At 53.6% G+C, this 15,623-nt stretch carries 7 protein-coding genes; 2 read left to right on the top strand and 5 right to left on the bottom strand.

What is annotated here, in order from left to right; all coding sequences use genetic code 11:
• Nucleotides 1–3: 3 nt before the first annotated feature.
• The 3 genes from LOC67_RS25190 to LOC67_RS25180 all read right to left on the bottom strand — a co-directional run bounded on the left by LOC67_RS25190 (nucleotide 4) and on the right by LOC67_RS25180 (nucleotide 4,848).
• Nucleotides 4–3,057: an FG-GAP-like repeat-containing protein gene (locus LOC67_RS25190; RefSeq protein WP_230265615.1), complete on the bottom strand. Its 3,054-nt coding sequence runs from the start codon at nucleotides 3,055–3,057 to the stop codon at nucleotides 4–6.
• A gap of 82 nt (nucleotides 3,058–3,139) precedes the next feature.
• Complete coding sequence (locus tag LOC67_RS25185; RefSeq protein ID WP_230265614.1) at nucleotides 3,140–4,381, bottom strand: DUF1559 domain-containing protein; 1,242 nt, start codon at nucleotides 4,379–4,381, stop codon at nucleotides 3,140–3,142.
• Nucleotides 4,382–4,665: 284 nt separating this feature from the next.
• Nucleotides 4,666–4,848 (bottom strand): hypothetical protein, encoded by a 183-nt coding sequence (locus LOC67_RS25180; protein WP_230265613.1) that lies wholly within the window; start codon nucleotides 4,846–4,848, stop codon nucleotides 4,666–4,668.
• A gap of 673 nt (nucleotides 4,849–5,521) precedes the next feature.
• Here LOC67_RS25180 and LOC67_RS25175 point away from each other — a divergent pair.
• Both LOC67_RS25175 and LOC67_RS25170 read left to right on the top strand, forming a co-directional pair.
• Nucleotides 5,522–8,569 carry a PSD1 and planctomycete cytochrome C domain-containing protein gene (locus tag LOC67_RS25175; protein WP_230265612.1) on the top strand — a complete coding sequence of 1,016 codons (3,048 nt, stop codon included), beginning with the start codon at nucleotides 5,522–5,524 and terminating at the stop codon, nucleotides 8,567–8,569.
• A gap of 122 nt (nucleotides 8,570–8,691) precedes the next feature.
• Nucleotides 8,692–10,077, top strand: a complete 1,386-nt coding sequence (locus tag LOC67_RS25170; RefSeq protein WP_230265611.1) for a DUF1501 domain-containing protein — start codon at nucleotides 8,692–8,694, stop codon at nucleotides 10,075–10,077.
• Nucleotides 10,078–10,348: 271 nt separating this feature from the next.
• Here LOC67_RS25170 and LOC67_RS25165 read toward each other — a convergent pair whose 3' ends face one another.
• Nucleotides 10,349–11,845 (bottom strand): hypothetical protein, encoded by a 1,497-nt coding sequence (locus tag LOC67_RS25165; protein WP_410001177.1) that lies wholly within the window; start codon nucleotides 11,843–11,845, stop codon nucleotides 10,349–10,351.
• Nucleotides 11,846–11,886: 41 nt separating this feature from the next.
• Nucleotides 11,887–15,441: a family 16 glycoside hydrolase gene (locus LOC67_RS25160; protein WP_230265609.1), complete on the bottom strand. Its 3,555-nt coding sequence runs from the start codon at nucleotides 15,439–15,441 to the stop codon at nucleotides 11,887–11,889.
• Between the last annotated feature and the right edge of the window lie 182 nt (nucleotides 15,442–15,623).

Below are 15,623 nucleotides of genomic sequence, written 5' to 3'. Positions count from 1 at the left end.
CCACTAGCGTGACCAAGCTTCTTGTTCGCCTTCGATGATCAATAAACGTTGCTGACCGACGATATTTGATAGTTGCTGTTGTTGTCCGCTTGGCCAGCGAACTGTCAGTTTGTCGATCGAGTCCGCGTTGCCCAATCCGACATGCAGCACCGATTCGTTTTTGCCCATGTAGCCGTCGCCGGTCTGAACCCAAACGCGATGCTTTTGGCCACTCGCAACCCATTCGATCTGCGCGCCAATCGCATCACGCTCAGTCTGAATGCCGACAAGTTCAAACATGACCGACTTTCCTGAAGCCTGCGTCCTGTTTTGTAAAAGGACAAGGTCTTCCTGCAAATCTGAAATCGCAATGTCCATCATGCCGTCACGATTGTGATCGAGCTTGATAGCGCAGCGGCCTAGGTGATCGTCTCGAAAATAGGGATCGTTGCCTTCAAAGGGGAGTTCAACGAACTTGTTTTCGACGCCGGCCAAGAGTTGGGTCGGCATGCGAAACGGTTTGCCTTTGTAGCGAAAATCTTCGATGTGGCCGTTCGCTATGACAAGATCCACACTCCCGTTTTGGTCGTAGTCGAATGCTTGCGTTCCAAAGCCAACCATGGGGACGGTGACGCGGTCGAGTTCAGCAGCGATGGCTTGATCGGCAAAAGCGTTGTATGTGTCTTGAAGGTAGAGGTTCGAGCACTCGCCGTTGAAGTTGGTGATATGGAGGTCCAGTTCTTGGTTGTTGTCGAAGTCTGCGACCGCGATGCCCATGCAGGCCATTGGTTTCCCACCTGAACCAAAAGCGACTCCCCGAACAATCGCGACATCGGACCAGGTGGATTCGCCGACGTTTCGCTTCCAAAGATGATTGGGGTTTTGATCATTGGCGACAAAGACTTCGTTGGTTCCATCAGAGTCGATATCGGAGACCAAAATGCCCAATCCGGTACTGGCATCAGCAGGGCTATTTCCAAATGGCTGATGAATCAGCTTGCCTTTTGGGGACGTCAGCCAAGCGTTTGCCATCGCGGGCGCGAATTGCTTGGGGCCGGGTAGCAACACGGGTGCTCCTGTCGAATCGTATTCAATCTCGCGATAGACCTTTTCATCATCGACGTAGTTCACTTCGCATAGATCTGCGATCGCATCGCCATCCAGATCTGCAATCGCGACGGACGTTGTTACACTGTTTTTGTCCCAGCTTGGTGCTTGATTCGCCGGATTGACCTCTCGAAAGCTGCCGTCGCCTTGATTGACGAATAGGCGGTTCTGTCCGACGTTGCCAAGGAACAGGTCTGGGAAACCATCTTGATTCCAGTCGCCTGCTGTGACTCCGTGCGTGTAAGAAAAATCTTCGCAATCGGCCTTCCGTGTGATCTCGGCAAATGTTGTTTGGAGATTGCGATACAGTTCATTCGTAAGGCGACTTTTACCCTGTGGAGGATCGCTGCCGGCTTGGCCACAGTACAGGTCGACGTTTCCGTCGAGATCGAAGTCTAAAGCGGCGATGCCGCTACCCAAGGCTTCAAAAAGGCGGAACTCTTTTTCGATTGGTTGCGGACGATTGAAATGACGGATCGAAATTCCCAGTGACGATGCAACATTGACGAAGTGTGGGGCACTTGGCGGTGACGTACTGGACGTTGTCGTTTTGGTTTCTGTGTCGCCCGAAGAACCTGCTTTCGAATCATCGATCGATCCTGCAAGACTTTTCTCCATCTGCTCGACCGCATCGAGAAGTTCGCCATTTGTCAGGGCAAGCCGCAAAGGCAAGCTAGCTTGCTGTTGTAAACGGTCGAGTACCAGCGATTTGTTCTCGCGAATGACATCCAGCTGCTTGGCTCCTGGCGCGATGGCTTGGATGACTGCTTCTTGCCAAGCGAGTGCTTCAATGGGGCGACCAAGACTGTTCATCACTCGACCCATTTCTTTGGCAAGCCCCGGGTTTGGCGGTCCACCAGAACCCAGCTTGTACGCAAGTGCTTGTGATTCGTTGACCAGTTTCTGGTATTCACGAACTTCCTGTGCTGCCGTTTCCTTGCCTTGAGATGCATAGGATTGTGCGAGGGCGGTAGCGGCTTCCATCGCACCGGGTTCACGTCGCAACGCTTCGTAGAAACACATCGCGGAACCCGTTTGCTTTTGATGCTGCAACAGTGACCCCATTGCGATCCAAAAAGCTGGATACCGCTTCATTTCATCGGTCGTCTGTCCGGCCCACCGATCCAGTGCCTGGAAATCTTGATTTAACGCATGCAACCATCCCACCATCGCAAGTGCAGCAGGGTGTCTCTGTTTGACCAGCAGCTCACTTTCAAGAAGAGCCTGACGTGCTTCTCGAACATCACCATTGGCCCGCAATGCCGCGACAACATTCAGGACACCGGTTTGATTCAGAAGTTCGTCGTCGCTGATGTCCGGTTTGGTGGAAAACTGAACCCAGGTTAACAGTGGATTGACGAGACCGATTAGCTCACGAGTCGAAAGTGCGGTTCGTCCGGCGAGTCGTCTTAGCTGCTCATTGGCGTCGAAGCGAAAGCCTTGTTCGTTCAGCAATCCTGCATAGAGTCGCCTCGCGACATCATGGTCCGGATGCTGTTGAACCAACTGACTTGCGATTTGAATTGAACGCATTGGATCAATGGACAGAAGCAGTTCGGCGGCCTGCATTTGCAGTGCGACAGACTCCGACGGCACCGATTCGGAAAGCTCTAGCAGTAGTTCTGCAGCCGATTCGAATTGACCTTTCCGGGCGAAGACCTGAGCGAGCATCCGTTTCGCATCAGCAGCGTCAGCGTTGTCGAGCAATCGCTGCTGTAGCTTGGTTTCGGCGCCCGCAAAGTCACCCCGGTTGATCAGTTGTTTCGCTTCGGAAAGCAATTGTTGGCTGTCATCGATCGAACCGTGTTTTGCCGTTTTCCCGTTGCCTTGTATCGCAGAGCTGCTCCGATGCGTCGAACTTGCTGCGGAGTCAGGATTCTGTAAAAGGTTCACCTGTTTGCGATCACAAGCGATCGAGCCCAGGATGAACAGGGCAATGATCGTTAGGTTGGCAAAAGTTGCAGATCGCATCGTTGACTCAGTCGACTAAAAAACCCTGCGTGTCGGCATGGACACGCAGGGTAGCATGATTGATATCAGAAACAAATTGAACTTACTGGTTCAACGCTTCTTCAACAACTTCGTTGCTGGCACGAGTACCAAGAGCACCCCAAAGGCCGTATGGGCTTTTCGATCCGGGTGATGAACCTGGGTACGCTGAGTTGGTCGCACCATGGTTTTGGACCACTGGGTGACGTGGATCACCGGCTTCGACCGAATCGGTCATGAAGACAACCGCACCGTCGCCCATCAGGACGTGTGCACCACCTTGGTGACGGCTACTTGGTGGTTCAACACCGGTGTCGAAGTCGCCGCCGCCGCCCATGCAGACTTCGCGGTTTGGTGGCAAGATTGTGGTGATACTGGTGTAAACAGGAACCGAGTCGCACCAGCGGTAACCACGTTTCCAGTTGTTGTTACGCAAACCGGGGTTGGTGTTACCGACCGATGGATCCCAGAAGCCGGGGCGTTCTGGATCGATCAAGTTCGCATCGACACAGCTGCTCGGTCCGCTCGAACCGCCACGACCGTGGATGTTATTCCAGCCGATGCCGTAGTAAGGATCGGTTCGGATGTCACGGTCACCCAAGCTGTTGGCGATTTCGCCAGCGGCAATGGTGTTGGACAGACCATCAAGAACGTCACGGAACTTCATGTACTTGCGGTTGTAGAAGAAGCCGCGGTTGCTTGCGTTCGCGTTCGCGATGTGGCCTTGGTTCCAGGTGTTGTTCTGCCAACGCCAGAAACCGTGGTTCACCCAGTCAGTCGAATCACCGATGTTGGCTGCGTAGTTTGTACGAGCCATTCCCGGAGGAGGAACGCTGGGGTCCGAAGGACAACGAAGCGTTGGAATCTGAGTCATCCAAGGCTCGTAGTTGGTTGCCCAAGGACGAGGACCGTTTGGTGGGAAGTCCAAGCTACCGTCACCATTGGCGTCATAGGCCGAACGGACTTTGTCCCACAGACCTTGTTGTTCCATGAACGGAGTCAATGGAACGAGCCAGCTCAAACGACGACGGTTGTTGTCCGTGAAATCGGTACCGCCGGGATTGCCGTTGCTGGTTGCGTGGAAAGTACCACCAGCTTGCGCGGGCAGGTTCTTAAACGCGGAATGATAGTTGTGTAATGCCAAGCCAATCTGCTTGAAATTATTGCTGCAGCTCATACGGCGCGCTGCTTCACGAGCAGCCTGGACGGCAGGGAGCAACAACCCCACCAAGATCCCGATAATCGCGATTACGACCAGCAGTTCCACCAGCGTGAAACCGGCCGTTCGGACGGGTTTTCCTTTCATAAACGAAACTCCAGAATGAGATGAAAAAGTGCGAAGGCGTAGAACCTTCCCTTCGTCTAATGGTATCGAAGAAAACCAAAACTTTAACGAGGATCCGTTGCATTAATTGAGAAAATTCTCAATTTCCTTGAGAACTACCTCTTTTTGGTGGTGGACGCGTGTCAATAAAAAAGCCCACCAACCGTGCGGATGGTGGGCTATTGAGTCGTATTGTTGCGCCATTCTGTCATGGCAGTGCGGGATGCTGCCAAGCAATGGCTATCGGCGTCACATCTGGACGTCGACTAGTTTTGTGACGCGTCGTCAGCGTCTTCGCCGTAGCTTTCTTGCTCGTAAGCTTCTTCAGCTGCCGCGTCCATGTTTGGATCGGCTGGCACAACTGTGGTTTCGCTGGTGTTACCGCATCCGGTGATCGCAAACGGTGAAAGGACAAGCGACATAGCGAAAACAAGCTTCAGTTTGGACATCTAAGGCTCCAAGGATTCTAAAAATGGGAAACGGAGAACAAAGCAGAACACATCAAATCAGACGATGCAATGAGGCATCCAGTTTTGCCTTTCTTGATGAAACGTCCTAATCACAAGTCACTTTTACTAACCAGATAAGGCGCGCGTTCGACCTCGCATGCCGTCTTTCGACTCGATTGAATACCCATTCGAATCCAGGTCGCGAACACCTTAAAGCGAGCGATTTATGCGGGCTTTTGTGATCAATCGCTTTCAACAATATCGCGTCGTTTGGCTTTGTGCGGCACATGGTCAATCCAGGTACAATACTGCATCGCTTGGGACGCGACAGCGAAGTGTTTTCCAAGCCAGTTTGTTTCCCGCCTTCCCATCTAGAAGGATTACGAAGCTTTTGACGCATTGCGTTGTGTGACGGAGCGTCGATTCGATGGACCGAACCATAGATCGCAACTCTCTGGTCAATACAGCGAAAGCTCAGTGCCACCAAAGCATCGTTGTCTTGCTAGCCAACCTCACAAGCCGAATCGATAACGCAAGAAAGAGTCCACGCTCTACCGCATCGCGAGATGAACCCAGCACGTCGCAATCGTCGTTCATGCGATAGCGGTTCGTCATCAGCGCGGCGATCATCGGTTTGCCCCTTCCTGCACCACCACTTTTTGATCTGGACGCGATGATTGCAACCAATCAAATCTCTCGATTGTTCATTCGCATCGGTTGTGATAAACGGCCTTCGATTTGTGCCGTATTCTCACTGCAGGTGCTGCTGTCCATTCTAACCATCGGGGCATCCGAGGCAGCCGAAGTGCGGTTCAACCGCGACGTAAGGCCGATTTTGACGGACAAATGTTTTGCCTGTCACGGACCCGATGCAAAAACGGTTGAAGGCGGTTTGCGTCTAGATCTACGCGAACAAGCCGTCGAGGAAAGCGGTGCCATTATTCCTGGTGACGCCGATGCGAGCGAGGTCATTGCTCGGGTGCTAAGTGACGATGATGACTTGGTGATGCCACCGCAAAAATCGCACAAAACACTGACCGAAAGCGAAAAGCAAACCCTTCGGGACTGGATCAACCACGGAGCCAAGTACGAACGTCATTGGGCTTACGAACCGATGCGAACAGAGTTGCTTTCCGAAGCAAGTTCGCTGAACGAAGTGATCGATACCGCGATCAGTCGGAAGCTTGATGAGATCGGACTTCAAGCAGCCGAGCAGGCAGATCCGGTAACGTTGATTCGTCGGCTGTCGTTTGACCTAAATGGTCTGCCACCATCATCGGCCGATGTTCAAGGGTTCGTCGAGGACCCGACTGCGGAAAACTACGCAAAGCTAGTCGAGCGTTATTTGGATTCACCTCGTTTCGGCGAACGGATGGCAATCTATTGGTTGGATCTCGTTCGCTACGCCGATACGGTGGGCTATCACGGTGATCAAAACGTTTCACAGTCGCCTTATCGTGACTACGTCATCAGCGCGTTCAACGCGAACAAACCCTATGACCAATTTGTCCGCGAGCAGCTTGCCGGTGACTTGCTGCCTGAAACTAGTTTGGAACAGCTCGTCGCGTCCGGATACAACCGACTGAATCAGACGACGGAAGAAGGTGGATCGCAAGCGAAGGAGTATCTGGCGATCTATTTCGCTGACCGTGTGCGCAACGTGTCACAGGTTTTTATGGGCGCGACGATGGGCTGTGCCCAATGCCACGACCACAAGTACGATCCCTACACGACACGAGATTTTTATTCGCTGGGTGCGTTTTTTGCTGATCTGGAAGAACGAGGAGTTTACTCCGCACGCAGCCGTCCCCCGATGATTCCCGTGCCGACAGCGAAGCAAAAGTCTGAATTAGACGGTATCGATCGGCAGATCAGCGAGTTGGAGTCCCAAACCGAGACTTTGAAAGGGACATTGCGTGATGCCTATCCAAGCTGGGAGCAGACCGAGCGTGAACAGATTGACGATGCGAAAACCCAAACGTTTTTATTGGTGGACGATCAGTTTCCAGGTGAAGCGAACCGAAGTGGATCGTGGGATTTTGTCGAGCCTGAATTTGGTGTGCACTCAGGTTCCAAAGCGCGACGCCAACATTCCGCAGGTCTCGTGCAACACTACTTTGAAGGATTGAAGCAGCCCGTCGAAGTAACTGACCAAACCTCGTTTTATTGCTGGGTTTATCTTGACCCCAAAAATCCTCCCTCCGCATTGATGCTTCAAATCAATGATGGTGATTGGAGCCAACGTAAAGTTTGGGGAAGCGATGCGATCGAATATGGACGCAAGCCAGAAAGCGATGCGGCGTATCGACGTGCTGGTGGACTTCCCGAAGCGGGGCAGTGGGTCAAGCTAAAAGTCGATGCCGCAGAAGTTGAATTGAAACCCGGGTCGAAAGTCAACGGGATCGCGTTCACTCAGTATGGCGGCACCGTCTACTGGGACGAGGCGGGCTATGAGAAAGATGATCGCAAGAGCGAGGCCTTTAGAACTGCTCTAGTGATCGATGACGCATCACGCAACGATGCTCAGAGGAAGCTTTTGTTCGATGCTTATCTGAAGCAGTCTGTTCCGATGATCGAGCACCAAAAAGCGATTGAAGGTGCCAAGCAGTCTCGCCAGCGTTTGCTGGATTCGGTAACACAGACGGTGATATCGAAGGCTGGTGAGCCTCGGGAAATTCGCGTGTTGCCACGTGGCAATTGGATGGACGATTCTGGTGATGTCGTGACCCCCGCGATTCCGGCCTTTCTGGGGGATTTGCAAATCGAAGGACGTCGAGCGAACCGGTTGGACCTTGCCGATTGGATTTGCGACGAAGAAAACCCACTCGCCGCCAGGACAATGGCGAACCGGATATGGAAGTTGTTGTTTGGTCGAGGGATCTGCCAAAGCGTTGACGATTTAGGTGGCCAGGGAACCTATCCATCGTATCCAGATCTTTTGGACGCGTTGTCGGTTAGCTTTGTCCGATCCGGCTGGGATACGAAACAGTTGATTCGTTCGATTGTGCTATCCGATGCGTATCAAAGATCGTCAACCCCGAGAGAACCTCAGCTGACACGAGATCCCTACAACGAATGGTTCGCTCGGCAAGGCAGATTCCCTTTGGATGCAGAGATGATTCGCGATGCGGCGTTGTCGGTTAGCGGATTGCTAGTCGAAAAGGTTGGCGGCGAAAGCGTGCATCCCTATCAACCCGCCGGCTACTATGCCCAATTGAATTTTCCCAGACGTGAGTATGCCGCTGATGAGAACGAAGACCAATACCGTCGCGGCGTTTATACACATTGGCAGCGAACGTTTTTGCATCCGATGATGAAGGCCTTCGATGCCCCCAGCCGCGAAGAATGTACCGCGGCAAGGGCGCGATCGAACACGCCGCTTCAAGCTTTGGTGCTTCTCAACGATCCGACATTTGTCGAAGCCGCTCGCGTCTTTGCTGAGCGAATCATGCGTGAAGGTGGTTCGACAATCGAATCGAAAATCGATTTCGCCTATCAGACGGCGGTGTCCAGGTCTTCTGATAAGGCGATTCAAAGCGCGCTTTCCGACCTGTACCAGTCTCACCTTTCACAGTTTCAGAACGATCCTGAAGCCGCATCGCAAGTTTTGTCACAGGGCATTGCGAAAGTCGACCAGGGGCTTCAACCGAACGAATTGGCTGCATGGACCAGCGTCGCGCGAGTACTGCTAAACCTGCAAGAGTCAATCACACGCTACTAGCACGCGTCTGAACCAAGCAATGGGCTTTCTGGATACAAAGCCCGTGCCGACCCAATATCAAACGATAAACAAACGCGTTCAACCATCTGAACTTTGTCTCCGACCGTCGAATGAATTTCACCATGGTTTCAAATCATACGCAGATTGCACGCCGGACTTTTTTGCGTCGTACCGGTTTAGGGGCGGCTGCCCTGACGAGTTTGATGCAAAACAGTTCCTCGGCATCGTCAATCACGCAGCACCACCCCGCAAAGGTTAAACGCGTGATCCACCTTTGCATGGCAGGTGGTCCGAGTCATTTAGAGACCTTTGACTACAAGCCAATGCTTGAAAAACTGGACGGCAAACCCATGCCGTCGTCGGTTACCGAAGGGCAGCCGATTGCACAATTGCAGGGGCGCGAGTTGAAAATCATGGGCCCGCAACATCGCTTCTCGCCTCGCGGTGACAGTGGGTTGATGATCTCCGACGTGTTTCCACACATCAGTGGCCTCGCCGATCAAATGTGCGTGATCAATTCCATGCACACCGAACAAATCAATCACGATCCGGCGCATACATTTTTCAACACGGGGACCGCAATCAGCGGTCGGCCTTCGATGGGGGCGTGGGTGCTGTACGGTTTGGGAGCTGAGACGGAAAACCTGCCCGGGTTCATTGTGCTGACCAGTGAAGGCGGTGGACAGAGCCAGCCGATCAGTTCGCGACAATGGCATTCCGGTTTTTTGCCCAGTCGTTTTCAAGGCGTCCAGATGCACGCCAGCGGCAGCCCGGTGCACTACGTCGAAAATCCAGGCGGAATCAACCGGCTACAGCAACGAGAGATCATCGATGCGGTCGCGATGATCAATTCGCAGCGCAACCGACAACGCAAGGATCCCGAAATCGCGACACGGTTGGCAGCCTATGAAATGGCGTTCCGTATGCAAGCGTCTGTCCCTGAGCTAACGGACATGTCGGACGAGACCCAGGCGACCATTGATCGCTACGGTTGCACGCCAGGAGACGGTTCTTTCGCAAGTAACTGTTTGCTTGCCAGACGTCTTGCCGAGCGAGGTGTCCGATTCATTCAGCTTTACCATCGCGGCTGGGATCATCATGGTGGTGTCAAGAAAGGTGTCCAGACGACTGCCGGTCTGGTCGATCAAGCCACCGCGGCGTTGGTCAATGATCTAAAGCAACGAGGCATGCTGGAAGACACGTTGATCATTTGGGGCGGCGAATTCGGAAGAACCCCAATGGCGCAGGGGAGCGGCCGTGATCATCACATCAAAGGGTTCTCGACGTGGATGCTGGGCGGAGGAGTTCGAGGTGGCGTTTCGTACGGAGCGACCGACGAGTTTGGATACAACGCGGTCGAGAATAAAGTCCATGTCCGAGACTTTCACGCGACGATGCTGCATTTACTGGGGATCGACCACAATCGGTTGACCTACAAATTCCAGGGATTGGATTTTCGGCTTACCGGAGTTGAGGAAGCACACGTTGTTAGAGATGTGCTGGCGTGAGAGTCGGAGGAGCGGGTGAGACTTTGTGCGGCATCCAGTATCGTTGCTGCACAGATTAGTGTCGATTCTTGGTCTTGTTGTGGGAGAGGGCCGGCGGAGCCGGCGAGACACTGTGTGACAAGGCGGGAGCCTTGTCACAAGTTCTGTGAGATTCGGTTTTGTTGATGCGCAGATCGGCGTTCGCTTCCTGGTGTCTTTTGGGGAGAGGGCCGGCGGAGCCGGCGAGACACTGTGTGACAAGGCGGGAGCCTTGTCACAAGGATTGATCTGTTCAATCGCGTAGGTAGTTCAGCGTGTAATACGCTTGCTCGTGTAGCAATCCGTTTCCTGACTTATTGCGAACGCCAGAGCTGATCAGCTCATGGACATGCCCTCGCTGCAGCCCGTCAACAACCAGGCGAACTCGCATGCCATCTTCTGAGACGGATGCCGATTTGATGGTCGGGGTGGTGTGGTCGACTTCGGGACTGCCGTATTGCGAACGATATTCGTACGTGTACGTTTTAAGATCGTAGCTTTCAATGTCTTCGGCGGTTTGGACATCAATGGGCTCGGTAAACTCCAGTTCGAAGCCATCGCTTTGTAATCGCATCGCCAGTATCTCGAACGGTGTTTTGCCAGTCCAATCCAAACGTTCGACTGCAAAATCTCGGCTGCCGACGCTTCCCCAGCCACGATTGGTTCCGCCGACGAAGAGCGATCCTTGCGGAGTCATTTCGACGCCGACATTTCCGGATGCGAAACCCGATCGAAACGGAAAGCAAACACCTTGGACGTGGCCTTCGAATTCATCGAGATAGACACGCATGATCGTGCTCGCGGATTGATCGGCAACGAACAGCTGGTTCGTAAACGGTCCAAACTTTCCGTCGGTGGTATCACAAGCGATTCCTGAAGCACTCTTTCCCATCTTTCCGTAAGGGAACATCACCGTAGGTGGGACCAGTTGTTCGACACGTTCCATCTCGGTCACAATTCGTGAACCGCTTTCAGGTTCAACAGGTTTGGGTCCCATCACCGATTCGGCTTGTTCGTACCAGCGAAAACCGCCAGGGTGACCGACAAAGGTATTCTCAATCAAAGGTTTCATCCCACAGGTGCCGTTCCATGGGCCTTGGTTGTCGGTGTAGTAAAGACGCCCTTTCGAGTCCGCTCCGATTCCGCCGGGAGATCGCACACCACTGGCAAACGGAATGGTTTGGCCATCGGCGGTGACTTTCACGGCCCAGCCGCGATACAGCACATCGCTATTGAATGAACCGGTCAGGCAAAGCGTGACGATGATGTTTCCGTCGGCATCTGGCTTTGATCCAAACGCGTACTCGTGGTAGTCCGCCGAGACGCCCCAGCCATCGCCGACGGTTTCAAACTCATCCGCGGAACCGTCGCCGTCGTGGTCGTTCATGCGAGTGACTTCGCAGCGCTGCGTGGCATAGAGCCAACCGTCGCGAAGGCCAAGGCTGAGCGGTTCGTGAAGCCCACGCGTGTAGACCGAAAACTGATCCGCCGTTACCTCATCGGCAAACGGCCGGTCGATCAAGAAAATATCACCGCGTCGGCTGCAGACAGCCATTTTGCCATCTGGCATCAGTTGGAATCCGCTTGCCTCGATGACTTCACCTAGCGGCGTTTCGAACGTGGTGATCTTGTAGTATTCCGATTCCTTCGATTGGGCATTCGCCAGATTGGCAGCGACGATAAGGGTCAACACCAAGCTGACGCGGAACCAAAACAATGCAGAAGCAGACAACAATGCAGAAGCGGGCATGGATAGCGTAGACATTGATGAATGGAATTGAATGAAGTGTCTCACCAGGAAATAACCTCCGTTACCGTGACGGTCGGTTGTGCCGGCAGCAGCAGTCGCAATTGACGGCGTCCTTCGGCATTGACGACCTGCGCCGGTGAATCAAACCCGATCGTCAACGATCCGACTTTGAATTGCTCGCCTTCGGTGGAAATATCGCCGGAGGTTGCCGGTCGCCAAATGAGTTGCTGCGGCGTAGCGTCAGCGTTCCAGCGAATCGTTAGTGTGCGGACGGCCGAAGATTCTGTCATCGGCTGCAAATGATCTTCGAGGGTTGCTTCACCGATCTGATAGCGGAATACAGGACGCCCATCCTGGTCCAATCGATAGCCTTTGAACCGATAGCCTGACTGACGGGGATCTTCTGACGGCCAACTCATCGAAATGTCATCTCCGATCGCGATCGGGGTATCGGTTTCCAAGGAGGTGATTCCCGAACCGACGGGACTTGTTCGTCCTTGGCCACGCCCGGTCCAGTGTCGTGCCGCGTCGATATACGCGCCTCGCCAAACGGTGTTTAATCCGAAACGCTCTGCATCCCAAATTAGATTGATTCCTTCTGGATATCCGACCGCAATGCCCCGTCCGGAGACGCCTTCGAAAAAGTTGCGATAGATCAGCGGTCGTTGACCTGCGGTTAGCAGGATCGATCCGGCCCGCAGTCCCAGTGGCTCCTGCGCCGATTTTCCTGCCTTCAAATACGACCAAATCGCGGTGATCTGTTGATCGGCATCGCCGTGGTACAGTTTCGTGTAAGTACTGCGGCCTTCAGGAAAGCTGTTGGGCATCCGGGTTCCAGGACGGTACTTGATTGGATCCATCAAATAGCGGTGAAACCATTCCGAACGCAATCGCTTCGGCATTGAAACCAAGTCGATGACGCCGATCCCTCCGCCTTTGACTCCACCATACGCATGGCATTTGATACAGGCCAAGCCACTGGCGCCGACCAAGCTTCGACCATCGTGAATGGTTTCTTCGATGTCGCTCGCGGTTAATTCGCCTTCGGGCTGGACATCCAATTTGACCAAGGCATCGGCCAAGTGGTTGAGCGTTTCTTTTCCAAACCCCGGCATTCGTGTCATCATGTAGGGACGCTCGTTGGCTCCATTGGCGATCGTCTTGTGCAGGTATTCGGATTGCAACTTGTCGCCGACGCCGTCGAGCGGTGGAGGCATCCGGCTTTCCCATCCCATTTCCACCGTCGTGGTCTGGAATGCGGTATCGCGTGAGGGTTCCGGCCCGCCCTTGCCATCGCGTACATGGCATGCGTAGCAGTTCATCGTCGCCATATTGAGATGAACCAGATCGGCATCCGCCAACTTCGATTCGGATTCTTGATCGTCACGCTGCCGCTTGATCGTCGCAACAATTGCGGCACGCTGTCGATCGCTAAGCGAATAATTCACAGCGGGAGATTGCACCTCATCGGCCAAACATCCGGCGTCCAAATTTGCTTGGGCCAACGACGTCGGCGCGAGCATCGTCGAAGGAATCGAATTAAGCTGGTGGCAGTTCGCACAGCCGGATGACTGGAACAAGGTTCGGCCGGTTTCGACCAGAGACTCATCGACGGTAAATCGATCTTTGACCAAGCTGCGAGGAGCTTCATCGCTACTGGCGAGCATTTCTTCCAAGCGAACACGTCCAATCGTCGGATCGCTGACATGGACTTCCAACTCGCCACCACCTCCGGCATTGAAATACTCGACACGAACCGGGTGAATTCCCGCTTTCAGGTTGAAGCGGCCGCGTTTGGTCGTCGCAGGATGGACACCATCATTGACCACTTCGTTTTCACCAATGACCAGGCGAGCACCATCATCGCTGGTTACGGAGAACTCGTACGTATTGTCCGAAAGGATTTGAATCTTCGCTTCATAGACCAAGCCGATGTTGTTTTGGCTGAAATATTTGTTGTCGTCCCAGCGGGTGACGGTTTCAACGGACTCGGGTGTCAGCGTTTTGAAGTCAGGCAGTTTTTCCCACTTCCCCCGATAAAAGCTGCGTTGCATTTCGACTTTAGGACGACGCTGGGTAACTTCACGCGTCAGATACGAAGCGATGCAATAGGCGTCGGCCTTGGAACCTACCAGAGAAGGCATTCGACCACCGCTTCGGACCTTGTGGGGATCGTTTAAAAAACTCGCCAAGGCATCGACGGTATATTTCGAAGCGACATCTCCAAGTGGGATAGTTGTGTTCGTTGCGGTCTTGCGATCGTCGAATGCTTGATGGCAGGCGACGCAACCAACGGAGTGATACAACGATTCGCCGATGCGAATTTGCGATCGCCGGGACGGACGGTCTATCCAGGTATCGTCATTGCTTTCGATCAGTAGGAAACTCGCGATCGCTGCGGCATTCGCATTTCGCTGACCCGCGTCCGCGTTTGGCCATGGGTCGGGCATACTGGTGCCCGTTTTGCTTTGATGTGGGTTGGCGGTCATCGAGACCAACGCGTCGGGACGAAGTCGGCTAGCGACGTCAGTTAGGTTCGGACCACGTTTGGTTGGCAATGAATGTGATTCGTTTTGGTGGCAAGCGGCACAAGCCAGCGAGCTGATCAGCATCTCTCCGCCAAGGGCGTTTGGGTCGGGCGATCCACCGGTGAAGAATCGTTCGAATCCAGGAACGATCGGGCGGTTGGCTTCACGCTCTGGATCGCGTGGTACCAACCAGATGTTCTTGAAGCGAACTTCGTTGCCGTGATCCTGCAAATAGATTGGCCCGGGACCGGCACCTTCGGCGAGTGGTGCGGCACGGGTAGCTTTCCCAACCGCGACATCATTCTGGACGGTCACACCATTCAGACGCACTGTCATCCGAGCATCGGCGACTTTTTTATCGCCATCGAATCGCGCGGCCGTAAAATCGACGTCATAGGTTTGCCAAGCCATTGGCGGAAGGCAGGCATTGAAATCCGGAGCCTTGATATCGTAAATCGAACCGGTTTCGTTTTTGTCGCCTTCCAGTCCAAACGAGTCGAGGATTTGGTTCTCGTAGCGGCCTTGGTGATAAACACCACTATTCCCCCGAGCCTGACCGGATTTGTCCGGCATCCATGGGGTCCGGAACTCAAGATGCAATCGATAGTCGCCAAAGGTTTCAATTGACTCGGTCCCCTGTTTCAGAAGGCCGTCGTCGTCCAACTGGCCGTTCTTCCAGCGACTTAGTGATTCTTTGGTTCCGTCAAAAAGTACGATCGCACCGCGTGGTGGTGGGGCTCCCAATGTTGCCGGCTTTCTTTCGACACGCTTCAGTTCAAGTGACTCGGCAAGCTCGGCGACAACGTCTTCATCGCCATCAAGTTTTCGCGGTGCTTCGAGTGCCGAAAAGCGCTCGGCGATGGGAGCCTCGAAAACTGTAATGTCGAATTCGCCATCACCGATTGCGACGACCTGCATGCTGCGTCGTTCGCCGCTGTACTCCCCTTGAACCAGAAAGTCTGGATCATCAATCGTCTGGCTTTGCACCAACGATGAATTTGTCAAACAAAGAATGAACGACAAGCACGCGGCCAACCTTGCGTGCTCTCGGCGATAAAACGAACGCATGAAGTTCTAAACCCAGTCGATTGAGTTGCCATATTCCGCTGAAAACGGCACAGCATACACCATCAGATTGATGACGGTGAACAAGAATCTCAACGCGTCTGGAACTCTTCACTGCGGAGGGGAAAGTCGGTAGCCGAATGGTCTGGATCGAACATGAATCATCTGTCCAGCTCTGTATTCGC

The organism is Stieleria sp. JC731 (assembly GCF_020966635.1).
GTDB lineage: Bacteria > Planctomycetota > Planctomycetia > Pirellulales > Pirellulaceae > Stieleria.
Note: the sequence above shows the minus strand (reverse complement) of the source record. Positions and strands in the feature narration are given on the sequence as shown.